Genomic DNA, 22,564 nt, shown 5'->3' on the forward strand with positions numbered 1-22,564 from the left:
CTCAGCGCGCGCCGAACCGCTCGACCAGCCAGCGGGCGGCGTCCTCGACGGAGTGCACGGTCTCAGGGACCCGAGGGGCCTGCGGGGTCTCGGGCCGGTCCACCATCACCACCGGTATGCGCAGGTCGCGGGCGGCGACGAGCTTGGCCTCGGAGGTGGCTCCGCCGCTGTTGCGGGTGACCAGCACGTCGATCCGGTGGCGGGACATCAGCGTCCGCTCGGACTCCACCCCGAAGGGGCCCCGGTCCAACACCAGCAGGTAGCGGTGCGGCAGCGCCCCGGGGGGCGGCTCGGAGCACCGGATGAGATACGACCCCCGGGTGTCCCCGGCGAACGCGGACGCGCCCTGCTTGCCGACCGTGAGCATCGGCCGGCGGAAACGCTCCCGCACCACGTGGGCCGCGGTCTGCATGTCCGGGACGCGGATCCACTCGTCGCCCGCCTGCTCGGTCCACGGTGGGCGGTGCAGGCGGAGCAGCGGCGTGGCCGTCTCGCGCGCGGCGTGGACCGCGGACTCCGAGATCTGGTCGGCGAACGGGTCGGTCGCGTCGATGACGGCGCTGACGCCGTTCTCGCGCATCCAGTGCGTTAATCCCTCCGCACCTCCGAAGCCACCGATCCGCACCTCCCCACGGGGGAGTCTCGGCCGCGTGACCTTGCCCGCCAGCGAGGTGACGACGTCCAGCCCGGCGGTGACCATGAGGTCGGCGAGTCGACGGGCCTCGCCCGTGCCCCCCAGGACCAGGATCAGGCCGGGCGAGCCTCCCGGCATCGCGGTCGCGGGCGGGGCGACGGGCTGAGACCGCGGGGCCTCCGGGGCGGGCGCGGGCCGCGCGTCCCGGTGGGCCTCGACAGGGGCGCCGGAACGAATGCCGGGCACGAGTTCCCAGCTGATCCCCTCGGCGTCGAGGGCGCCGGTGTGGGCCGGCAGCTCGGGGTGGTCCGTGGGATCGCCCGGATAGAGCCGGACGACCCGGTCGCCGCGGTCGACGGCCTCACGCATCCTCGCGGCGGCGTCCGTCGGCGACAGCTCGGAGGCGTCGATGACCAGGGCCGTCGACGGGCACAGTCCCAGCGCCCCAGGGCCGATCGGACCCGGCTCGGCCAGGACGGTGCCGCTCATGGCGATGAGTCGGGAGGCGCGGACGGTGAGCAGATCGACGGGGCCGGGACCGGTGCCGACAAGGTGTACGGCGGCCGGGTCGGCGCCCGACCGGGGTGGAGCGCTCACCGCGGCATCCGCCTCCAGATCGGCTGCGGGACGAGCCGTGCGACGGCGAACATCACGCGCAGCTGCCACGGGATCCACACCACACCCGCCGTGCGCGACTCCACCCGGTCGACCACCGCGTCCGCCACCTGGTCCGGCGTGGACGAGAACGGGGCGGGGTCCATGCCCTCGGTCATCCGGCCGATCACGAAACCCGGACGCGGGATCACCAGCGTGACGCCCGTGCCGTGCAGGGCGTCGGCCATGCCGGAGGCGAACCCGTCGAGTCCCGCCTTGGCCGAGCCGTACACGTAGTTGGCGCGCCTGACCCGCTGACCGGCGACCGAGGAGAACGCCACGAGAACCCCGCGGCGACGGGGCTTCATCCGTTCGGCGAGGACCGTGAGAAGCGCGGCCTGCGCCACGAAGTCGGTGTGCAGGATGCGGGCCGCGGCCCGGGAATCGCGCTCGGCCACCTCCTGGTCGCCCAGGATGCCGAACGCCAGGACGGCGATGTCGATCTCCCCGACCCGGGTCTCGATGTCCGCCACGATCGCGGCGTGCGAGTCGAGGTCGTCGGCGTCGAAGTCCACGAGCTCCACCGCTACGGCGCCCGCTGTCCGGAGTGGGGCCGCGAGCGCGGAGACGTCGCCACCGGGGCGGCTCGCGAGCACGACGGTGCGGCCGGGTGCGAGGCGGTGGGCGACGGCCAGACCGATCTCGCTGCGGCCACCGAAGACCACCACGACCTCACCGCCGGATTCGGACCGGGACGACGGGGTTGCGGATGTGGGCATGGGCCCAGTGTCCCACGTACCGCGTCGCGCTCTGCGTCGGCTTACTGCGGTCCGCTCACTGCGGCCGGCTCACTGCAGTCGGCTCACTGTGGCAGGCTCGGCGTCATGGCCCACTCGATGGCAGAACTCTCTGACGAGGCACACCGGTTCCTGTCCGAATACCACCTCGGCAGCCTGACCACACTCCGGCGCGACGGTTCGCCCCACGTGGTCGCCGTGGGCTTCACGATCGACGTGGAGGGCGGGCTGGCGCGCGTCATCACCCGGCGGGGATCGCAGAAGGCGGCCAACGCCCGGCGTGGCGGCCGCGCGGCGGTCTCGCACGTCGACCGCGGACGGTGGCTCACCTTCGAGGGCACCATCCGCCTCCTCGAGGATCCCGACTCGGTCCGCGAGGGCGAGCGCCGCTACGCGCTGCGGTACCGCGAGCCGAGTCCGAACCCCGAGCGGGTGGTGTTGGCGATAGAGGTGGATCGCGTCCTGGGCTCCAAGCAGATGTTCACCGGCGACTGACACCGCGGCCGGGCGCTCGGCGGGTGCGCGCCGGGTGCGCGCCGGGCCGCGGCCTGCCGGACGGAATCAGAGGAATCTCCCGGGTTCGCCTGCTCGGTCATAGCCGCCCGCCGCCATGGCGTCTCGCGTGAGCCGAGGCGCAGGCCGGACGAAATGCCCGGGGGCGGCTGTGGCGGACGCGTGCAGGGGCGGGGGCGAGACGCCAGGGGCGGGAGCGGATGCGGGCAGGCTGGCGTCCGCCGACTCTAGAGGACGCGCAGGCCGCGCTCGCCGTCGTTGAGGTCGCGGCGGCCATCGGCGGTGACGGCCACGATGTCCTCGAGCCGCGCGCCCCACGACCCGGTCGTGTAGACGCCGGGCTCGACCGAGAAGGTCATCCCTTCCTCCAGCACGGTATCGGCTCCGGGTGCGACGAACGGCGGCTCGTGCAGGCCCAGGCCGATCCCGTGCCCGGTGCGGTGGATGAACAACTCCCCGAGCCCGGCCGCGGCGAGGTGCTCGCGTGCGGCGGCATCGACCTCGCCGATCGCGATCCCCGGTCGGACGGACTCGCGTGCCAGGCGCTGCGCCTCCTCCAGCACCGCGTACGTCGTGGCGACCTCGGCGGAGGGCTGGCCCATCGAGTAGGTCCGGGTGCAGTCGGAGTGATAGCCGCTGGGCAGCGGCCCGCCGATGTCCACCACCACGATGTCCCCGGTCTCGACCACCCGGTCGGACACCCCGTGGTGCGGGTCGGCGCCGTTCGGGCCCGAGCCGACGATCACGAACTCGGCGCGCGTGAGCCCCTCGGCCTCGATGGCGGCGGTGATGAGCTCGCCCACCTCCGCCTCGGTCCGGCCCACCTGCAGGAACTCCCCCATCCGGGCATGCACTGCATCGATGCGACGGGCGGCCTCGGCGAGCTCGCCCACCTCGTGCGCGGTCTTCACGGCCCGCACGTGGTCGATCACCTCCGAGGCGAGGACCACCTCGCCGTCGACCCCGTCCTGGAGCGGCACCAGGTGCAACGCCGGCAGGGCGGTGGACACCGCCACCCGCCCGGCGACCGACCCGGTGACGAGCGCGATGGCGTCGGTCCCGTCCGCCCACGGGTGGATCCTCGCGCCCACGCGGTCGGCGGCTCGCCGGGTGACGTCGGTGAGTTCGAGCGACGGCAGCACCAGCAGTGGCTCTGCCCCGTCCACGGGCACGACCAGCGCGGTGAGCCGCTCGTGCGAGTCCATTCGCTCACCGGTGAGGTAGGACATGTCCTCGCCGGAATACACCACCACGTGGTCGATCCCGAGGTCCCGCGCGCGATCGCGGACGGCTGCCAGACGGTGCGAGTGGATCTGCGTGGTGGGGCTGTTCATGTCCTCCAGAGTAGGCCGGGGCCGCAGAGGGCCGGAGCCGACTAGCCTGACGGCAGGTACTCGCTCCCGACCCGACGACATCAAGGAGGCGCGGTGTCCCAGGGCCCGCTCATGGTTCTCGACAGCGCCGGCTTGTGGTTCCGCGCGTTCCACTCCGTGCCCGAGAAGATCACCGGCCCGGACGGCTCCCCCGCCAACGCCGTGCGCGGCTTCTGCGACATGGTGGCCGTGCTCGTGGACGAGTACTCCCCGACCGGCCTGGTGGCCGGCCTCGACCGCGCGTGGCGTCCGGACTGGCGGGTGGAGTTGTTGCCCTCGTACAAGGCGCACCGCGTGGGTGACGACGGCGAGGAGGACGCCCCCGCGTCACTGGGCCCGCAGGTCGAGTCGATCCGCGGAATCCTCGGGGCGGCGGGCATCGCCCAGGCGTGGGCGGAGGACGCGGAGGCCGACGACGTGCTGGCCGCGCTGGCCGCCCGGGATCGCGAGGTGCTGGTCGTGACGGGCGACCGCGACCTGTTCCAGCTGGCATCGGCGAGCACCACCGTGGTGTACGTGGGAGCGGGGATGAAGAAACGTCTGGCGTACACCCCGGAGGTCGTGGCGGAGCGCTTCGATCTGCCCGCTGGTGACGACGCCCACATGTACGCGGACTACGCGGTGCTGGTCGGCGACGCGTCGGACGGGTTGCCCGGCGTGGCGGGGGTCGGTGCGAAGACCGCCGCGGCCCTGCTGCGCGAATACGGCGACCTCGACGGCATCGTCGCCGCCGCCGGCGATCCGGGGTCGGCGCTCACCGCCCGCCAGCGCACGGCGATCACCGAGGGGGCCGACTACCTCTCCGCCGCGCGCGGGGTCGTCCGCCTGGGCGGCCGCGCGTTCGACGTACAGTTCGAGGGCGACGTCGACGGACGCCGTGGCGCCGTGGATTCCGACCGCCTCGAGGCGCTGGGCGAATCGACCGGGCAGGCCCGCGCGATCGGCCGGCTCGTCGAGGCGACCGAGGGGCTCGACGCGGTCTGAGCCGGGCAGGCGCCCGTCGCCCCGTTCCCGTCGCCGCTCGCCCGCGTCGGCTCAGGCCATGTGGTCGAGCACCACACCGCGGCGCAGTGACCCCACGGCGGACCGGGCGGTGCGGGCGAGCTCCGGTTCGGCGACCTGACCGACCTGGGCGAGGACGTCCACCACGAGGCGGGCGGAGCGGACGAAGTCGCCGGCGGTGAGTTCGACGCCCTCCTGCCACGAGGCGGCGAGGATCGAGGCCAGCGCCCCGCCGGAGACCCAGTGGTGCATCACGGGCGCGAGGCCGGCGTCCAGGTCCGGGGTGGTGGGCAGGCGGTGCGCGCGTTCGATCTCGGCGACGTCACCGGCCACCCGCTCCGTCTCGGCGAGGGCGGCGCGCAGGGTGTCGTCGGAGGGTTCGCGGACCGCGGAGTCCGTCCGCGGGTGGGCCACGACCGTGGTGACGACCGCCGCGAGGCCGGCGGCATCGAGCCCGCGCCACACTCCCCGCCGCAGACATTCGGCGACGAACAGGTCCTGCTCGGTGTGTACCCCGGCCAGGAGCCGCCCGGCGTCGGTGGCACGGAGTACGCCGTCCACCTTCTCGAGATAACCGAGGTGCCGGAGCAGGTCGACGATGCGGCGGAAGCGGCGGGCCAGCGAATCGGCGTCGGCGTCGACCTCGGCGGTGAGCGCGGCCACGTCGGCGTCGGCGTGGGCCCAGCGCTCGTGGAGGCGGGCGAGCTTGTCCATCCGGGGGTCCTCGTGCAGCGGGTGCTGCCGGAGTGCCCGGCGCGCCGCGGCGATCCGCGGGTCCTTGCGGACCGGCTTACCGCCGGCGTTCTTCATCCGACCCTTCGCCTTGCCCCGCAGGTGCTCCATCCGCTGGACCAGAGCCCGCTTGGCGCGACCGTCGAGCTTGCGGCGGCCCTTGGGCAGGTCGACCCGACCCACGGGGATCGGGGGCGAGGCGAAGTCGTTCTGGCGTAACCAGCCGGTCCACCCGGTGTCGGTGAGACAGAGCAGCGCGGGGTCGGACTGGATGTCGGTCCGGACCTGCAGCACGGTCGCCACCATGCCGAATCGTTTGCGGCCCACGGTGATCACGGAGCCGGCGGTCTGCTTGAGCATGGCCGCGCGCACGGACGCCAGCCGGTCGTCCCGGTTCGACTTCTCGGCCTTGCGTTCGAGACGGCTGAGCTCGGCGCGCAACCCCATGTACTCGTCAAGGTCCTCGTCTCCCCCGGCCTCCTCGAGCGACGCCCGCATGCGGTCGCGCTCATCGGACCGGCGCTCGATGGCGCGGGACCGGGACACCAGGGTGCGGTCGGTCTGGAACTGGGCGAACGACCGGCCGATCAGGATGGTGGCCTCCTCGACGCCGAGCTGCTCGACGAGGTTGACCGCCATCGAATAGTCGGGAGCGAAGGCACTGTGCAATGGGAACCGCGGGGTGTCGACGAGCGCGGACAGGGCGTCCAGGTCGAGGTCCGGCTGGTCGAGCACGACTGCCGTGCCCTTGGTGTCGATGCCCCGTCTGCCGGCCCGGCCCGTGATCTGTGAGTACTCCGCGGAGGTGAGCATCGCGTGGGTGTCGCCGTTGAACTTGGTCGTCTTCTCCAGCACCACCGCGCGAGCCGGCATGTGGATGCCCAGCGCCAGGGTCTCGGTCGCGAACACGACCTTGATCAGCCCTGCGGAGAACAGCTCCTCCACGATGGTGCGGAAGAGCGGGAGCATCCCGGCGTGATGGGCGGCGAGCCCGTTGACCAGCCCGGCGCGGAACGAGGTGAAATCGAGGGCGTCGAGGTCGTGTTGTGGGACCTCGGCGCAGGCGGCGTCCACGTGTGAGGCGATACGCCGGGCCTCCTCCCCGGTGGTGAGCCGGAGGCGGGCGCGACGCATCTGAGCGACCGCGCCGTCGCACCCCGCCCGGGAGAACACGAAGTAGATGGCCGGCAGGAGTCGCTCGTCGTCGAGCTTCTCGATGACGTCCTGGCGTCTGGCCCACTGCGCTCGGGGCCGGGCCGTGACCCGCTCCTCGTGGTAGCCGCTCCGGGACCGTCTGCGCTGGTCGGCAGCGGCCCGGATGGGGATCAGGTCCCCATCGGTGTAGAGCATGTGGGCCAGCGGCACGGGACGGTGCTCGGACAGCACCACCGCTGTGTCGCCACGGATCTCGGTGATCCAGTCGCCCAGCTCGTCGGTGTTGCTCAGGGTGGCGGACAGCCCGACCAGGCGGACGGCCGGATCGAGGGTGAGGATGATCTCCTCCCACACGACGCCCCTCGAGCGGTCCCCGAGGTAGTGGATCTCGTCCATCACCACGCAGTCCAGGTCGTGGAGCGCCGACGAGCCGCTGTAGATCATGTTCCGCAGGACCTCGGTGGTCATCACCACGATGGGTGCGTCCGCGTCGATCGAGTGGTCGCCGGTGAGCAGCCCCACGTTCTCGGGGCCGAAGCGCGTGCGGAACTGCCGGAACTTCTGGTTGCTCAGCGCCTTGATCGGGGTGGTGTAGAAGCAGCGCCCTCCCCCGGCGAGCGCCCGGTGGGCCGCGTATTCGCCGACGAGGGTCTTGCCGGACCCGGTGGGCGCCGAGACGAGCAGGTTGCGTCCCGCGTCGAGGGCGGAGAACGCCTCCAGTTGGAAGGGGTCAGGCGAGAACCCCTCCCCGGTGAGGAAGTCCTCGAGCAGGTGATCGGCCTGGGGACGGTCAGATGATGTCGTCATAGAGTGAGCCGCCACCGGCCGGGGCCTGGAGCGGTCGGGTGTCGCCGGGCGTTCGGGTGCCGGCGTCCGGGGTCGGGGTGGTCAGAGGGGCGGGCCGCTCGAGGGGGCCGGATCCGCCGAGGTCGTCGGCGGGGCCGAGGGGCGAGGCGGATTCGTCGTCGACCTCGAGCCAGTCGGCGCGGGACTTGTTCTTGCGCTTGTCATGCAGGCGGGCGAACTGGATCGCGCCCTCGACGAGGATGGTCACCGCCAGCGCGAGGGCGAGCATCGAGAACGGGTCCTGACCGGGCGAGGCCACGGCCGCGAAGACGAAGATGCCCATGATGATCCCGCGGCGCGACTTGGCGAGAACCTCGTAGCTCACGACCCCGGCGACGTTGAGCATCGCGATCAGGAGCGGGATCTCGAAGCTCACGCCGAAGATGAGGATGAGCTGGATGAGGAACGTGAAGTACTGCGTGCCGGACAACGCGGTGGTCTGGACGTTGTCGCCGATCGAGAGCAGGAACTCCAACGCGTGGACGATCACGACGTAGGCGAGCACCGCGCCGCCGATGAACAGCACCGCGGCCAGGATGGTGAACACGACCCCGTAGCGCTTCTCGTTCTTGTGCAGGCCGGGCGTGATGAACGCCCACAGCTGGTACAGCCAGACCGGGCTGGCCAACACGATGCCGGCGGTGGCGGACACCTTGAGCCGGAGCATGAACTGCTCGAACGGTCCGGTGGCGAGCAGGCGACACTCGTCGCCGTCGTCACCGAGCTGTAGGCGCGCCCCCGGGGGGATGTCGCAGTAGGGGCCGGTGAGGATCCCGCCCAACGACGGGATGCCGAAGAAGCCGCTGCCGTACCACCAGAATCCGAAGCCCAACGTCACGATGATCGCCGCCATCGCGATGAGCACGCGGTTGCGGAGCTCGTAGATGTGCTCGATCAACGGCATGGTGCCGTCCGGGTTGCGGGGCCTGCGGCGGCGTCTGGTCAGCAGGCGACCGGCGCCACCCTTGCGGGTGGCGCCGGTGTCCGCGGTGTCGGTCTGCGTCATGGAGGGGTCGGCCTACTGCCCCTGCTGACCCTGACCGCCGTGGTATGGGGCGGTGGGGTCGGTGTACTGCTGCTGCCCCTGTGGCTGGTACGGCTGCTGGGGTGCCTGCGGGTAACCCTGCCCCTGGGCATTCGGCTGCCCCTGCGGCTGGTACTGCTGGGGTGCCTGCGGCTGGTACTGCTGCGGCTGGGGCTGGGCGGACTGCTGTGCCTGCGGCTGCGCGTACTGGGCGGCGTTCGGCTGCGCCTGGGTGAGAGCCTGCGGCGCGGGGTCCTCGACCGGTTTGTCGTCGTTCTGCATCTCCTTGATCTCGGACTTGAAGATGCGCATCGACCGTCCGAGGCCGCGGGCGGCGTCCGGGAGCTTCTTCGAACCGAACAGCAGGAGCACCACCGCGAGGACGATGAGCCAGTGCCAGATGCTCAACGCACCCATGTCAACCTCCGTTTGTCTGACAACGTGCCCATGCTAGCGCACCCACACCGGGCGGCGTCACCCGAGCGCTCCCCGAAACCGGCTGCTACCTGGTTATTTACCGAGAATTCACGATTCCGTCACGGAGGTCTCCCCCGGCTCCGCCGAGTAGGCCTCCAGCCCCTCGCCGGCGCGGCGCGCCACCTCGGCGGACAGTTCGGGATCGGCGGCCCGCACGACGTCCGCGTGACCGAGCAGGAAGCGCAGGAGCCACGCCCGGTCGTGGTAGGCGATCTCCACGTCCAGGTCGCCGTCCGGGCGGCGGACCACGCTGTGGAATCGGAACTCGTCGAGGAACCAGGCCGCGGCGGCGGGGACACGGGCGGACTCCAGGCGGACGTCGCCCTCGCCGTCGTCCTGGGGTCGGGGCCCCAGCGCGCGGCGCGGCCCCACCTCCTCGACCCCGCTCATCCGGTCGGTGCGGAACGTCCGCCACTGCCCGGACTCACGGTCCACCCCGTGGACGTAGGAATGGCCGTCGGCGACGGACAGGCGTGCGGGGTCCACGACCCGGGTGGTGGAGGTGTCGGAGCTGGCCGAGTGGTAGACGAAGCGCAGCGCCCGACCGTCGTGGACGGCCGTGCGCACGACGTCCGCGTCCGAGTCGGCCGTCTCGCGTCGGGCGTCGATCCCCCCGGCGTGCACGTCGGCACCGGTGGCGGTCCGGAGCGTCGACAGCAGGTCGCGCAGCGCGCCCTGGTCGATCACCTCCGGCTGGTCGAGGAACACCGCCAGGCCAGTCTCGAGCGTGACCGCCTCCGCGGCGGTCAGGCGGACCGGGCGGTCGATCCCGGCGGTGAAGGTCACCTCCACGAGATCGGCGTCGTCGAGGTCCTCGGAGGAGAAGGCGAGGTCGATCAGGTCACCGGGGCCGTACCCGGGCAGACCGCAGGACCACAGTTGCCACAGGGCGGCCCGGAGTTGCTTCTCGGTCAACCCGAGGTCGCGGGCCGCGTCGGCCACGGGGACGGCGCCCCGGGTGTGGAAGTACGGGACCACGCTGAGCAACGTGGCCAGCGGGACGGCGCGGGCGCTCATCGGGCGGTCTCCTCGGCGGCGGTGAGGATCGTCACGACCCGGACGCGGAGCTCGGCCGGGCGCAGGGCTACGGCGTCGGCACCCTGGGCGGCCACGAGCGCGGACAGTTCACCGAGCGGCGCGGCGACCTCGAGGTCGACCCCGTCCCTGCCGAATCGCCGGGCGGGGCTCTGGGACCGGGCCATGGCGCGCAGTTCGGCGGCTCTGCCGTCGGCGGCCCAGACCGTGGCCTCCACCAGGGGGTTGAGCCGGGAGACGGCGCCGTCCAGCAACGCGAGGACCTGCTCGGTCGGCGGGACGGGGACGGTCCGTGCGGCGCGCCCGAGCCGGACGTCGGAGATGCGGACGAGCCGGAACGTCCGGGGTTCGCCACGGTCGAGATCGTGACCGACGAGGTACCAGTGGCCGTGGCGGGATCCGGTCCACCAGGGCTCGACCCGCCGGGAGGTGGGTTCGGCGGCGCCCGCGGGGGTGTGCGAGAACGTGACCGTGGATCCCTCGGCGATCGCCTCGGCGACCAGGGCGGCGGTCGCCAGCTCGGCCGGGTCGGTCACGGACACGGTCGCGCCGGCGTCGTGCGCGGGCTCGATCCCCGCGGCGGTGAGTTTGGCCAGCGCCCCGTCGGCACGCGCGGCCCGCTCCCCCTCGCGCCACACCTCGGCCGCGACGGCGAGCACGCCGGCCTGCTGGGGCGTGAGGGTGATGTCGGGCAGCTCGTACCCGTGGGCGGGGATGCGGTACCCGGCCGGCGATCCGGGGGCCAGCGAGGCGCCCTGTTCGAGCGGGACCCCGGCGTCGCGTAGCTCCCGCTTGTCCCGCTCGAACATCCGCAGGTAGGCGGCGTCGTTCTCGGCGTCGTCGTAGCCCTGGACCATCCTGCGGATCTCCCCCGCCGACAGGAACGCGTTGGTCGACCTCAGACAGATCACGAGGTTGACCAGACGTTGGGACTTCGAGGTGGGCACGCCTGGAGACGCTATCGTCCGAGCGCGGCGACGAGTTCGTCGACACGCGGGTCCTCGTGGGCGAACGGGTCCGTCAGCGCGACGGTGGGCAGGGTGCCGTCGGAGACCTTGAGGTGGACCCAGTCCACGGTGAAATCGCGCTCGGCGTCCCGGGCGGCCGTGATGAACCTGCCACGCAGCGCGGCGCGGGTGGTCTCGGGGGCGACGGTGCGGGCCCGCTCCACCTCGGCGTCGTCCACGACGCGGGAGACGAGCCCGCGGCGTTCGAGGACCGAGTGGAGCCCGCGTCCGGGCCGCACGTCGTGGTAGGTCAGGTCGATCTGGGACAGCCTCGGGTGGTCGAGGTCGACGCCGGTCTTCGCCTGGACCTGCCGGATGAGCCGCAGTTTGGCGGCCCAGTCGATGTCGGCGGCGATCGACTCGTGGTCCCCGGACTCGACGGCGTCGAGCACCCGCTCCCACAGGGCCACGCACCGCTCGATGTCGGGGCGGTCGTCGCGCTCCCAGCCGCCGCTCCCGAGGTAGCGCTGGACCGCGGCGAGGAACTCCCGCTGGATCTCCAGCGCCGTCATGGTGGTGCCGTCGGTCATCGCGACGGGCCGCGTGCCGGTGAGGTCGCGGCTGATCTCCCGGATGGCCCGCACCGGGTGCGCCACCGCCATCGGGCGCAGCTCGACGCCCGCCTCGAGCATCTCCAGCACGAGCCGGGTGCTGGCGATCTTGAGCAGCGTGGTGGTCTCGATCATGTTGGAGTCGCCCACGATCACGTGCATGCGCCGGAACCGGGTCGAGTCGGCGTGCGGCTCGTCTCGGGTGTTGATGAGCGGTCGCGACCGGGTGGTGGCGGACGAGACGCCGTCCCACATGTGTTCGGCGCGCTGGGAGAAGCAGAACGTCGGTTCCTCCGTCTCGCCGAGCCCCACGCCCGCCGGGGTGCCGGGCAGGATCTTGCCGGCGCCGCAGAGGAGCTGCCGGCTCACGAGGAACGGCAACAGTGTGGTGGCGATGCTGCGGACCTGGGTGGCACGGTCGAGCAGGTAGTTCTCGTGGCACCCGTAGGAGTTGCCCACCGAGTCGGTGTTGTTCTTGAACAGATAGACGTTGACGTCGATCCCCTCGGCGGCGAGTGCCTGCTCGGCCTGAAGGGCGAGGTCGTCGACGATCCGCTCCCCCGCCCTGTCGTGCGCGACGAGCTGGCGCAGGCCGTCGCATTCGGCGGTCGCGTACTCGGGGTGGGAGCCCACGTCGAGGTAGAGGCGGGAGCCGTTCTCCAGGAAGACGTTGGAGCTGCGCCACCGCTGCACGACGGGCCGGAAGAAGTAGCGGGCGATCTCGTCGGCGCCGAGGGACCGCGCGCCGTCACCGCCGACGCTGGTGATCCCGAACTCCGTCTCGATCCCGACGATGCGACGGATCATGGCGGTCTACTGCCCGCCCTTCTGGACGTAGGACTTCACGAACTCCTCGGCGTTGGTCTCGAGGATGTCGTCGATCTCGTCGAGCAGCGAGTCGGCGGAGGTGGTGTCGGCGGCCTTGGCGACCTGGCCGGCCTCGTCGTCACCGTCGGCGGGGCCGCCGGCGTTCTTCTGGATCCGGGACATGGACTGCTCCTTAGCGGTGGGAGGTTCGGTGGTCGGAGGTGGAGGTGTGGGTCGGTGCGGTCACCACGGTGACGGTCCGTCGGTGGTGAGGAAGTCCGGGTGCGCCTCGCAGTACTCCCGGGTCCCGGTGTACGGGTCGGTGAGGTCGACGTGGCGCTGCTGGCCGCGTGAGTCGACGACGACGACGAGGTCCCATCCGGCGGAGTGGATGCTGTCTCCGAGTTCCGCGAGGAAGCGCCCCCTGGCCCAGGCCCGCGTCCGGGCGGGCGGGGTCGTGACGGCGGCCTCGACCTCGTCTGGGGTGGTCAGTCGGCGCATCGCGCCCTTCGCCACCAGACGGTTGTAGAGGCCGCGTTCCGGATCGATGTCGTGGTACTGGAAGTCGATGAGCGCGAGCCGTGCGTGGTCCCAGTCCAGTGCGTCGCGGGCGCGGAATCCCTCGAGCAGGCGCAGCTTGGCGGGCCAGTCCAGGCGGTCGGCGCACGACATGGGGTTCTGCTCGAGGGCGTCGAGGATCTCCCGCCATTCGGCGAGGACCTCGGTGGCCCAGTCCGGTCGGCCGGCGCCGTCGCCGATGAGGTCGGCGACCCGGTCCAGGATCTCGCGTTGGAGACCGATCCCGGTCAGTGCGCGGCCGTCGGGCAGCGGCACCGTGGCGGTCAGCGACGTGTCGTGACTGATGACGTGCACCGCCTCCACTGGGTCGACGGGCAGGAGATCGGAGAAGTCCACGCCCTCCTCGATGGCGTCCAGGACCAGGCACGTGGTGCCGATCTTGAGGTACGTCGCCAGTTCGGACATGTTCGCGTCGCCGATGATCACGTGCAGTCGGCGCCACGTCTCGTCGGACGCGTGCGGCTCGTCGCGGGTGTTGATGATCCCGCGACGCAGGGTCGTCTCGAGCCCGGTGAGCACCTCGATGTAGTCGGCGCGCTGGGAGAGCTGGAAGCCGGCCGTCTCGCCGGACTGCCCGATCCCCACGCGTCCGGCGCCGCAGAACACCTGCCGGGACAGCAGGTGCGGTGCCAGGCTCAGGGTCAGGGCGTCGAAGTCGACGTCGCGGCGGACGAGGTAGTTTTCGTGCGCGCCGTACGAGGCGCCCTTGCCGTCGACGTTGTTCTTGTACAGCTTGAGTTCGGCGCTGCCCTCGGTCGCCGAGGACTCGACCCCGGCGCGGTGCATGACGAGCTCGCCGGCCTTGTCCCAGATCACCGCGTCGCGCGGGGAGTCGACCTCCGGCGCGGAGTACTCGGGGTGCGCGTGGTCGACGTAGAAGCGCGCGCCGTTGGTCAGCACCCGATTGGTCACCCCGAACTCGCCGGGGTCGTAGGCGCGCACGGCTCCCAGGTCGAAACCGCGGGCGTCGCGCAGGGGCGATTCCGACTCGTAGTCCCAGCGGGTCTCGTCGGCGCCGCCGGCGGACTCCCCGGGGTCGGTGTAGGCCTTGATCACCTGGGTGGAGGTGACCACCGAGCTGAGCAGGGGCTGCCCGACCGCGACGATGCCGAACTCGATCTCGGTGCCGATGATCCGGCCTCGCCCGACCTCACCCGACGCGTTCCGAACGGGAGGGGTCACTGGTCCACGCCCTTGTTGGGGATGGAGACGTCGACGACGCGCTCACCGCGGACACCGGTCAGCCGCGCCCATTCCTGCGGGTTGGAGGTGTTGGGCAGGTCCGCGCTCTCGGCGAACTCGGCGTCGACAGCGTCGAGGAAGTCGTCTGTGGTCAGGCCCTGCCCGGTGCCGTGGACGATGTCCTTGATCGCCAGCTTCTTGGCCCGGTCCACGATGTTGCGCAGCATCGCCCCGGAGGTGAGGTCGGCCAGGTACAGGGAGGATCGGCGGCCCGAGGCGTACACCAGGTGCACGTACGTGGTGGACGCGTCGCGCGTGTAGAGCCTGTCGACGATCCGGTCGATGAGGTCCGCCACGTGCGTCTGCTCGTCCGCGTCCCCGACCTCCTCCGGGTCGAAGCGCAGGTCGGGGGTGATGTATTTCGCCAGGATATCGGTCGCGGCGTCGCGGTCGGGCCGGTCGATGCGGATCTTCAGGTCGAGCCGGCCGGGGCGCAGGATGGCCGGGTCGATCATGTCCTCGCGGTTGGAGGCGCCGATCACGATGACGTTGCGCAGGTCCTCCACGCCGTCGATCTCCGCGAGCAGCTGGGGCACGATCGTGGTCTCCATGTCCGAGGAGACACCGGAACCGCGGGTGCGGAAGATCGAGTCCATCTCGTCGAAGAACACGATGACCGGGTTGCCCTCGGTCGCCTTCTCACGCGCCCGCTCGAAGATGGAGCGGATGTGCCGCTCGGTCTCGCCGACGTACTTGTTGAGCAGTTCCGGGCCCTTGATGGACAGGAAGTACGAGTTGGGATAGCGACCGTCGGAGACGTCGTCGCCACGGGAGACCGCCGACGCGCGGGCCAACGAGTGCGCGACGGCCTTGGCGATGAGGGTCTTGCCGCAGCCGGGGGGCCCGTAGAGCAGGACGCCCTTGGGTGGGGCCAGGTGGAACTCGCGGTAGAGGTCGTGGTGGATGAAGGGCAGCTCGATGGCGTCGCGGATCTGCTCGATCTGCGGTCCGAGTCCACCGATGTCGGAGTACTCCACCATCGGGATCTCCTCGAGCAGGAGCTCGTCGACCTCGGCCTTGGGCACGACCTCGTACGCCACGCCCGCCTTGGGGTCGACCAGCACCGCGTCGCCCGGACGGACCGGGGCGGGGTGCTCGGCGGTCCGACCGCCCCGCAGGGCGGTGGCCAGCACGACGATGTGCTCCTCGTCGTTGCCCATCACGACGCGGGCGCGGACGCCGTCGGCGAGTACGTCGCGGAACACGGCGGTGACGCCCGTGACGGGCAGCTCCCCGGAGACCTCGAGCACGGTCATGGCCTCGTTGAGACGCACCGTCGTACCGGCGGTCAGCTCGGCGGCGTCCACCCCCGGGGCGATCGCGAGGCGCATCCGCCTACCCGCGGCCATGACCTCCACGGAGTCCGGGCCGGAGGGTCGGGCCAGTACGACGCCGTAGGTGCTGGGCGGGGTGCCGAGTCGTTCGACCTCACCCTTGAGCGCCTCGAGCTGGTCGCGCGAGTCCCTGAGCAGGTCCGCGAGCCGGACGTTGCGGGCGCCGAGGGCGTCGATCTTGATCGCCTTCTCGCGGTCCGAGCGGGCCCCCTCGTCCACGGCCTTCCGCAGCCGTGCGAGCTCGGCCCGGTCGATGGCGACCCGGTCCTGCCCGTCGCCGGCCGGGGAACGTCCCTCGGTCACGCGATCACCTGCCCTCCTGGTCGTCGACGAGTCACCTCGTCGTCGTCCCCTCCACCCTATCGGCGGACGCGGGCGCAGGTCCCTGCGAGTCCGCCGGTCAGCCCTTTCCGCTGCGCCGCTTGGGCTTGAGGGTGGTCACGCCCTCGGCGAGCCGGCGGGCGGTCACGAGGAACGCCGTGTGGCCCTGCATGCGGTGCTCCGGACGCACGGCCAGGCCGACCACGTGCCAGCCGCGGTTGATCGACTCCCACGCCCGGGGCTCGGTCCAGCACTGCTGACGCCGCAGGGCCTCCACGACGTCCGACAGCTGGGTCGTGGTGGCCACGTAGGCGACCAGCACCCCGCCGGGCACCAACACGTCGCTCACCGTGGGCAGGCACTCCCAGGGCGCGAGCATGTCCAGCACCACGCGGTCGACCTGGCCCCCCAGCGCCTCCACGGAGGTCTCGGCCAGGTCCGCGACGCGCAGGTCCCAGTTCTCGGGGTGCTCGCCGTAGAACGTGCGGACGTTGCGCTCGGCGTGCTCGGCGTGGTCCTCACGGATCTCGTAGGAGAACACCCGACCCTCGGGGCCCACGGCCCGGAGCAGTGAGCAGGTCAGCGCACCGGAACCGGCACCGGCCTCCAACACCCGGGCGCCGGGGAACACGTCACCCTCGTGCACGATCTGCGCGGCGTCCTTGGGGTAGATCACCTGGGCGCCGCGCGGCATGGACAGCACGTAGTCGGTGAGGAGCGGCCGGAGCGCGAGGTAGTGGGAGTCCTTGGTCGAGGTGACGATCGACCCCTCCGGCGCACCGATCAGGTCGTCGTGGCGGACGGCCCCGTGGTGGGTGAAGAACTCGGCGCCCTCGACGAGGACGACCGTGTACTTGCGCCCCTTGGTGTCGGTGAGTTGGACGCGGTCGCCCACGACGAACGGACCGGATCGCTGCACAGGACCTCCAGGGGGGACATACGGGCCGGTTGTCCGACCGGTTGTCTACCCTGCCAGGTGTGACGGATCCCCTGGAAATCGGCGGCATCCCGGCAGCGGGCGACGTACCCCTGCCGGAACGCAAGCCCCTCGCCCTGTCCGCCTCGCGCGCGGCGGACTTCCGGCAGTGCCCGCTGCTGTACCGCCTGCGCACCATCGACCGGATCCCGGAACCCAAGACGCGCGCCCAGGTGACGGGCACCGTCGTCCACTCGGTGCTCGAGGAGCTCTACGGCCTCGAGCAGTCCGACCGGGCACCGCAGCGCGCCGCGGACCTCGTCCCCGCCGCCGTCGAGAACTTCTACGCGGCGGAGGACGGCGCCGACGTGGTACCTGTTGCCGAACGCCCCGGGTTCGAGGCCGAGGTCGCGGGCCTGGTCTCGGCCCTCTACGGCGTCGAGGACCCGCAGCGCTTCTCCCCCGCCTCGTGCGAGCAGTACCTGCTCACGGCCACTCAGTCGGGGACCCCGCTCCACGGCTACCTCGACCGGGTCGACGTGGCGCCGACCGGCGAGGTCAGGGTCGTCGACTACAAGACCGGCAAACCCCCGAACCCGCGGTACCAGCACCAGGCGATGTTCCAGATGCGCTTCTACGCCCTGATGTACCACCGCGTCCACGGGGTGCTCCCCGCGCAGCTCAAACTCATCTACCTCAAGAACGGCAGCTGGCTCACCCTCACCCCGGATCATGCGTCCCTCGGTGAGACCGAGGCGTCCCTCGACTCGCTCTGGTCGGAGATCGAGCGGGCCGGGGAGACGGGGGACTTCCGCCCCCGTACGTCCCGCCTGTGCGACTGGTGCAATCATCAGGCGCTGTGTCCGGCGTACGGCGGTACCCCGCCGGAGTACCCGGGGTGGCCCGGGACGCGGGTGGTACCAGCCGGGACGGACAGTCTGCTGTCAGGTCAGGGAGAACCGAGGAGAACATGATGACGGAGGCCTACTTCGAGCCGCTGGGTACCGACGACGGCTGGGAGGTCTTCCGAGCGACGCCGCACACCGTGAGCGCCTGGGGCCCCGACCTGCAACACGGGGCCCCGCCCTCTGCCCTCCTCACCCGGGCCATGGATCGGCTGGACCCGTCCGAGGAGACGCGGATCGCGCGGGTGGCGGTCGACCTGCTGGGTCCGGTGCCCCTGGGCGAGTTGCGGACGCGGGCGCGCGTGACCCGACCTGGCCGGCGGATCCAGCTGGTCGAGTCCGAGCTCGAGGCGCGGGGACGGATCGTCGCCCGGGCGAGTGCGTGGCGGATGCTCGTCAGCGACACCGCGGAGGTCGAGCAGACGCTGGATCAGCCCCGCGAGTTGCCGGGAGCTGATCACAACAGTGAGTTCTTCAACCGCTGGACCAGCGGTTACATCGACTCTCTCGAGATCCGGGGTGCCGAGGACGGCACGGTGTGGGCGCGGCCCACCCTGCCGCTGGTGGCAGGTGAGGAGACGACCCCCGCCGAACACGTGATGTGCGTGGCGGACATCGCCAACGGTGTCGGAGCGGTCCTCGAGCCCCACGAGTGGCGATTCCTCAACACCGACGTGGTCACGCACCTGCACCGCCGGCCCGTCGGGCAGTGGATCGGGGTGACAGCGCGGGCCTCGATCGGTCCCGACGGGGTGGGCGCGACCACCGGAACGCTCTTCGACGAGGTCGGTGCGATCGGACACACCCTGCAGGCCTTGCTGGTCGAGCGGGTCTGATCGGGCGCGGTCCCTGCCCAGGGATCCGCTACTCCGACTTCGGATCCGCTACCCCTGTGCGGGTAGCGGATTCGAAGGGAGGGTAGCGGATCTTGTGGTTGTCAGCCCATTCGGCAGGAACGGATGTCGGTCGCGATGACCGACTTCGCACCGGACGCGGCGAGCTCGTCCATGATCGAGTTGACCCGCTTGCGCGGCACCATCGACCGGACGGCGATCCACGCCGGGTCCGCCATCGGCGAGACCGTGGGCGACTCGATCCCCGGCGTGATCGCCGAGACCTCGTCGAGCAGATCCTTGGGGCAGTTGTAGTCGAGCATCATGTACTGCTGGGCGAACACCACACCCTGCAGGCGCGCCCTGAGCTGTGCCATCGCCGCGGATACCTCGGCGTCCGCCCGGGAGATCAGCACGCCCGAGGAGTCGCACAGGATGTCGCCGAACGCCTCCAGGCCGTGGACCTTGAGCGTCCGCCCGGACCCCACGACGTCGGCGATGCAGTCGGCCACCCCCAGCTGGATCGAGATCTCCACGGCGCCGTCGAGGCGGATGACCTCCGCCTCGACCCCCCGCTGCTGGAGGTCCCGACGCACGATATTGGGGTACGAGGTCGCGATCCGCGCGCCGGCGAGCCGGTCGGTGGACCATCCCGCCCCGGCGGGACCGGCGTAGCGGAAGGTGGAGTGGCCGAAGCCCAGATCGAGGAGCTCATCGACCTCGGCCATGGAATCCGCGGCCAGATCCCGGCCGGTGATGCCCATCTCGAGGCGGCCGGAGCCCACATAGACGGCGATGTCCTTGGGACGGAGGAAGAAGAACTCGACGTCGTTGTCCGGGTCGATCAGCGTGAGGTCTTTGCTCCCCTCGTGCCGACGGCGGTACCCCGCCTCGGCGAGCATCTCGGAGGCGGACTCGGACAGGGCGCCCTTGTTGGGCAGTGCGACGCGCAGCATGACGGGGGCTCCGGGATCTGTGAGCGTGAGGGTGGACGCGGGGCGGGGTCTAGAGATGTCGGTAGACGTCCTCGAGGCCGAGTCCGCGCCTGAGCATCATGACCTGGGTCCAGTACAGGAGCTGCGAGATCTCCTCCGCCAGTTCCTCGTCGGACTGGTACTCGGCGGCGATCCACACCTCTCCGGCTTCTTCGATGACCTTCTTGCCCAGATGATGCACACCCTTGTCGAACGCGGCGACGGTGCCGGACCCCTCGGGGCGCGCGGTGATGCGCTCGGACAGCTCGGTGAACAGCGAGTCGAAGGTCTTCACACGCTCGATTGTCCCATAGCCGCACCCACGGGTGTGCCGGAGGTGAGCCCGTGGAGCGCCGCGGTGTCGACGCCCTCCAGGGTGTCGTGGGTGTGGGCCCCGACGACGCCGGGCTGGCCGTCGGTCGACGGGATGTACAGCACCCGGCATCCGGCGGCGACCGCCGCGGTCGCGCCGGTGACGGAATCCTCCACCGCCACCGCCGAGCCGGGCTCCACCCCGAGCCGGGCACACGCGAGGAGATACGGGTCCGGGGCGGGCTTGGCCTCGGTGACCATGCACCCGGTGACCACCACGTCGAAGCGGGAGCGGTCGATGAACTCGAGGGGCACCACCGCGACATCGGCGGTGGTGTTGGTGACCAACGCGACCGGAGTCCCCGTCGACGCGATATCGGCGAGGAGATCCTCGGCGCCCGGCCGCCACCTCATATCAGTTCGCATCAGCTCGGTGACCCGGGAGTTCAAGCGGTGGGCGAGGCGGTCGAACTCCTCGCCCACGATCCGGCGACCCGTGTACTCGCCGAGGATCTCGAAGAACCCGTGGAGGGAGTTGCCCAGCGTCCTCTCGCGCGTCGTCTCGTCGAGGGGGCGCCCCAGGTGCTCGGCGAGCTCGTACACGGCGATGTCCCACAGTCGCTCGGTGTCGACGAGGGTGCCGTCCATGTCGAGACAGACGGCGGCCGGAACACTGTCAGAGGAATTGCTGGTCACGGCCTACTGTCTACCCGAGTCAAGTGAACCGGGGGTGACCCGAGGCGCCGATTGCGACGGGATCGCATCGAAGTCACTGAGCTTCCGTGGCACCATCACGACGCGCGCCGAGTTGAGGATCGCCAGCACATCGATGACCTCCTGCGCGATCGCCCCCGCGAGAGGGCTCAGCAACCCGAAGACGGCGAGGAGCATCCCGATCACGGAGGCGGCCATCCCGCCGACCGCTGACTGCAGGGCGATCCGACGCATACGCGCTCCGATATGGAGCAGGTCGTCGAGGCGCTCCAGTGAGGAATCCAGCACCACGGCGTCGGCGGCCTCGGACGTCACGTCGGAGGTGGCACCGAACGCGACTCCTGCGGTCGCGGCCGTCATCGCCGGGGCGTCGTTGATGCCGTCCCCGAGGAACAGCGTCGGCCCCGTGGCAGTGCGTTCGCGGACGATCGCGAGTTTGCCCTCGGGGCCGACCCCGCCGTACACCTCACTGATGCCCACCCGGTCCGCCAACCGGCGGACCTCGGTCTCGCGGTCACCCGAGATGATCATCATGTGCTTGACGCCGTGCGAGCGCGGCAGATGTGCGATGAAGTCGCCTGCGGTCGCCCGCGGTTCGTCCCGGAACCGGAAGGTGGCGGCGTACCGTTCGTCCAGGAGGACGATCGATTCCAGACCGGCCTCCGTCCCCGGGAGGAGGTCGACGGCGTCGGGGTCGACCGCGGCGAGTCCACGACGGTTGGTCAGGCGAAGGCTGTGGACGCCCACCTCACCGACCAGTCCGGCGCCGGGTTTCTCGGCGACCGAGCTGAGTGGTGGTATGGCGAGACCTCGTTCGGTGGCGGCGTCGACGACAGCTCGGGCAAGAGGATGACGGGAGTAAACCTCGACCGCTGCTGCGGTCGCCAGCACGCCATCCGGATCGGTGCCCGGTCGAGGAATGATCTCGGTCAGGACGGGGCGACCGTAGGTCAGTGTGCCCGTCTTGTCGAACATCATCGTCTCGATCCGGCTGACGTTCTCGAGCATTGCCGGGTTCCGGATGATGATCCCACGCTTGGCGGACAGCGAGATGGCGCCGATGATGGCGACCGGTACGCCGATGAGCAGTGGACACGGGGTCGCGACGACCACCACGGCGAGGAAGCGGGTCGGGTCGCCCGAGATGGCCCAGCCGAGGACGCCGAGGGCAAGTGCAACCAGCGTGTACCAGGCGCCGAGACGGTCGGCCAGGCGACGCATCGGGGGCCGGTGTTCCTCCGCCTCCCGCAGGACGCCGACGATCTGCGCGTACCGGGAGTCTGCCGCCCGGCGTTCGGCCCGGACGGTCAACGCCACCTCGCCGTTGACGGACCCGGAGAGCACCTGGGAGCCGGGTGACTTCGGCACGACGTACGGTTCGCCGGTCAGGAACGACTCGTCCATGGCGCCGTCGCCACCCACGACCTCGCCGTCGACGGGGCACAGTTCATGAGGCAGGACGAGGAGGAGGTCATCCACGCGGACCTCCTCCGCGCGGATGTCGTCCACGCCCGCGGCCGTAGAGTCCCCGCGGAGTCGATGCGCGATCGTGGGACTGCGCCGCGCGAGGGCGTCGAGGGTGGCCGATGCCCTCCGCGACGCCGCGGCCTCGAGCGCCTCGCCCCCGGACAGCATGAGGACGACGATCGCGGCGACCAGCCACTCGTCGAGAGCGACCGCCGTGATGATCGAGATGGCGGCGAGCATGTCCGCCCCACCCGCGCTCCTCACCGCCGAGCGCAGTACCTCGAGGATGAGTGGGACCCCGCCGACCACGACCACCGCGACCAGGGGCGCCCGGATCGACCACTCGACCGTCGTGGAGACGCCGGGACCGGTGACCGCGCGCGACACGAGGTGGATCGCGATGGCCAGGACGGTGGCCAT

General features: G+C 71.2%; 21 protein-coding genes. 4 read left to right on the forward strand and 17 right to left on the reverse strand.

Annotated features, from left to right (window positions below; translation table 11 throughout):
* Nucleotide 1 precedes the first annotated feature (1 nt).
* Together NR111_RS00075 and NR111_RS00080 are read right to left on the reverse strand one after the other, a co-directional pair.
* Nucleotides 2-1,231 carry a cobalt-precorrin-6A reductase gene (locus NR111_RS00075; RefSeq protein WP_256819262.1) on the reverse strand — a complete coding sequence of 410 codons (1,230 nt, stop codon included), beginning with the start codon at nt 1,229-1,231 and terminating at the stop codon, nt 2-4.
* Nucleotides 1,228-2,007: an SDR family NAD(P)-dependent oxidoreductase gene (locus NR111_RS00080; protein ID WP_256819263.1), complete on the reverse strand. Its 780-nt coding sequence runs from the start codon at nt 2,005-2,007 to the stop codon at nt 1,228-1,230. The genes NR111_RS00075 and NR111_RS00080 overlap by 4 nt, the downstream gene beginning before the upstream one ends.
* A 105-nt stretch (nt 2,008-2,112) precedes the next feature.
* On the opposite strand from NR111_RS00080, the gene NR111_RS00085 reads away from it, so the two are divergent.
* Entirely contained in the window at nt 2,113-2,520 is a 408-nt protein-coding gene (locus NR111_RS00085; protein WP_069389236.1) for a pyridoxamine 5'-phosphate oxidase family protein, read from the forward strand.
* Between the two features lie 245 nt (nt 2,521-2,765).
* Here NR111_RS00085 and NR111_RS00090 read toward each other — a convergent pair whose 3' ends face one another.
* A complete protein-coding gene (locus NR111_RS00090; protein ID WP_256819267.1) occupies nt 2,766-3,872 on the reverse strand; it encodes a Xaa-Pro peptidase family protein in 1,107 nt (368 codons plus the stop codon).
* Between the two features lie 93 nt (nt 3,873-3,965).
* Here NR111_RS00090 and NR111_RS00095 point away from each other — a divergent pair, with 93 nt between their 5' ends.
* Nucleotides 3,966-4,895 (forward strand): 5'-3' exonuclease H3TH domain-containing protein, encoded by a 930-nt coding sequence (locus NR111_RS00095; protein ID WP_256819268.1) that lies wholly within the window; start codon nt 3,966-3,968, stop codon nt 4,893-4,895.
* 51 nt (nt 4,896-4,946) lie between these two features.
* Here NR111_RS00095 and NR111_RS00100 read toward each other — a convergent pair whose 3' ends face one another.
* The 10 genes from NR111_RS00100 to NR111_RS00145 form a co-directional block, all read right to left on the reverse strand.
* Nucleotides 4,947-7,607, reverse strand: coding sequence for an RNA helicase (locus NR111_RS00100; protein WP_256819269.1), 2,661 nt, complete (start codon nt 7,605-7,607; stop codon nt 4,947-4,949).
* The gene (gene tatC / locus NR111_RS00105) at nt 7,591-8,652 is read right to left on the reverse strand and encodes a twin-arginine translocase subunit TatC (RefSeq protein ID WP_374210669.1); all 1,062 of its coding nucleotides are present in this window, start codon (nt 8,650-8,652) and stop codon (nt 7,591-7,593) included. Before tatC ends, NR111_RS00100 begins: the two co-directional genes overlap by 17 nt.
* Before the next feature lie 12 nt (nt 8,653-8,664).
* A complete protein-coding gene (gene tatA, locus NR111_RS00110; RefSeq protein WP_067714472.1) occupies nt 8,665-9,087 on the reverse strand; it encodes a Sec-independent protein translocase subunit TatA in 423 nt (140 codons plus the stop codon).
* 108 nt (nt 9,088-9,195) lie between these two features.
* Nucleotides 9,196-10,164 (reverse strand): YafY family protein, encoded by a 969-nt coding sequence (locus tag NR111_RS00115; RefSeq protein WP_185950538.1) that lies wholly within the window; start codon nt 10,162-10,164, stop codon nt 9,196-9,198.
* The gene (locus tag NR111_RS00120) at nt 10,161-11,129 is read right to left on the reverse strand and encodes a YafY family protein (protein ID WP_256819274.1); all 969 of its coding nucleotides are present in this window, start codon (nt 11,127-11,129) and stop codon (nt 10,161-10,163) included. The genes NR111_RS00115 and NR111_RS00120 overlap by 4 nt, the downstream gene beginning before the upstream one ends.
* An 11-nt stretch (nt 11,130-11,140) precedes the next feature.
* Nucleotides 11,141-12,547: a Pup--protein ligase gene (gene pafA, locus NR111_RS00125; RefSeq protein WP_256819275.1), complete on the reverse strand. Its 1,407-nt coding sequence runs from the start codon at nt 12,545-12,547 to the stop codon at nt 11,141-11,143.
* A gap of 6 nt (nt 12,548-12,553) precedes the next feature.
* Entirely contained in the window at nt 12,554-12,730 is a 177-nt protein-coding gene (locus NR111_RS00130; protein ID WP_096905488.1) for a ubiquitin-like protein Pup, read from the reverse strand.
* A 60-nt stretch (nt 12,731-12,790) separates the two neighbouring features.
* Nucleotides 12,791-14,308, reverse strand: coding sequence for a depupylase/deamidase Dop (gene dop / locus NR111_RS00135; RefSeq protein WP_256819277.1), 1,518 nt, complete (start codon nt 14,306-14,308; stop codon nt 12,791-12,793).
* Nucleotides 14,305-16,005 carry a proteasome ATPase gene (arc, locus tag NR111_RS00140; protein ID WP_096905486.1) on the reverse strand — a complete coding sequence of 567 codons (1,701 nt, stop codon included), beginning with the start codon at nt 16,003-16,005 and terminating at the stop codon, nt 14,305-14,307. Before arc ends, dop begins: the two co-directional genes overlap by 4 nt.
* Nucleotides 16,006-16,102: 97 nt before the next feature.
* The gene (locus NR111_RS00145) at nt 16,103-16,942 is read right to left on the reverse strand and encodes a tRNA (adenine-N1)-methyltransferase (RefSeq protein ID WP_069390069.1); all 840 of its coding nucleotides are present in this window, start codon (nt 16,940-16,942) and stop codon (nt 16,103-16,105) included.
* A 59-nt stretch (nt 16,943-17,001) separates the two neighbouring features.
* Between NR111_RS00145 and NR111_RS00150 the strand changes: the two genes are divergently transcribed.
* Together NR111_RS00150 and NR111_RS00155 are read left to right on the forward strand one after the other, a co-directional pair.
* Nucleotides 17,002-17,913 carry a RecB family exonuclease gene (locus NR111_RS00150; protein WP_067714445.1) on the forward strand — a complete coding sequence of 304 codons (912 nt, stop codon included), beginning with the start codon at nt 17,002-17,004 and terminating at the stop codon, nt 17,911-17,913.
* Nucleotides 17,913-18,680 (forward strand): thioesterase family protein, encoded by a 768-nt coding sequence (locus tag NR111_RS00155; protein WP_096905484.1) that lies wholly within the window; start codon nt 17,913-17,915, stop codon nt 18,678-18,680. The genes NR111_RS00150 and NR111_RS00155 overlap by 1 nt, the downstream gene beginning before the upstream one ends.
* Nucleotides 18,681-18,781: 101 nt before the next feature.
* Here NR111_RS00155 and hisG read toward each other — a convergent pair whose 3' ends face one another.
* Genes hisG through NR111_RS00175 form a run of 4 tightly spaced genes read right to left on the reverse strand, consistent with a single transcriptional unit; the run spans nt 18,782 to nt 22,564 of the window.
* Entirely contained in the window at nt 18,782-19,633 is an 852-nt protein-coding gene (gene hisG, locus NR111_RS00160; protein WP_067714440.1) for an ATP phosphoribosyltransferase, read from the reverse strand.
* 49 nt (nt 19,634-19,682) lie between these two features.
* The gene (locus NR111_RS00165; protein WP_120283215.1) at nt 19,683-19,946 is read right to left on the reverse strand and encodes a phosphoribosyl-ATP diphosphatase; all 264 of its coding nucleotides are present in this window, start codon (nt 19,944-19,946) and stop codon (nt 19,683-19,685) included.
* Nucleotides 19,943-20,659, reverse strand: a complete 717-nt coding sequence (locus tag NR111_RS00170; RefSeq protein WP_096905482.1) for an HAD family phosphatase — start codon at nt 20,657-20,659, stop codon at nt 19,943-19,945. The genes NR111_RS00165 and NR111_RS00170 overlap by 4 nt, the downstream gene beginning before the upstream one ends.
* A 3-nt stretch (nt 20,660-20,662) precedes the next feature.
* Entirely contained in the window at nt 20,663-22,564 is a 1,902-nt protein-coding gene (locus tag NR111_RS00175) for a heavy metal translocating P-type ATPase (RefSeq protein ID WP_256819283.1), read from the reverse strand.

This window comes from Dietzia sp. Die43, from assembly GCF_024519835.1.
Taxonomy (GTDB): Bacteria; Actinomycetota; Actinomycetes; order Mycobacteriales; family Mycobacteriaceae; genus Dietzia; species Dietzia kunjamensis.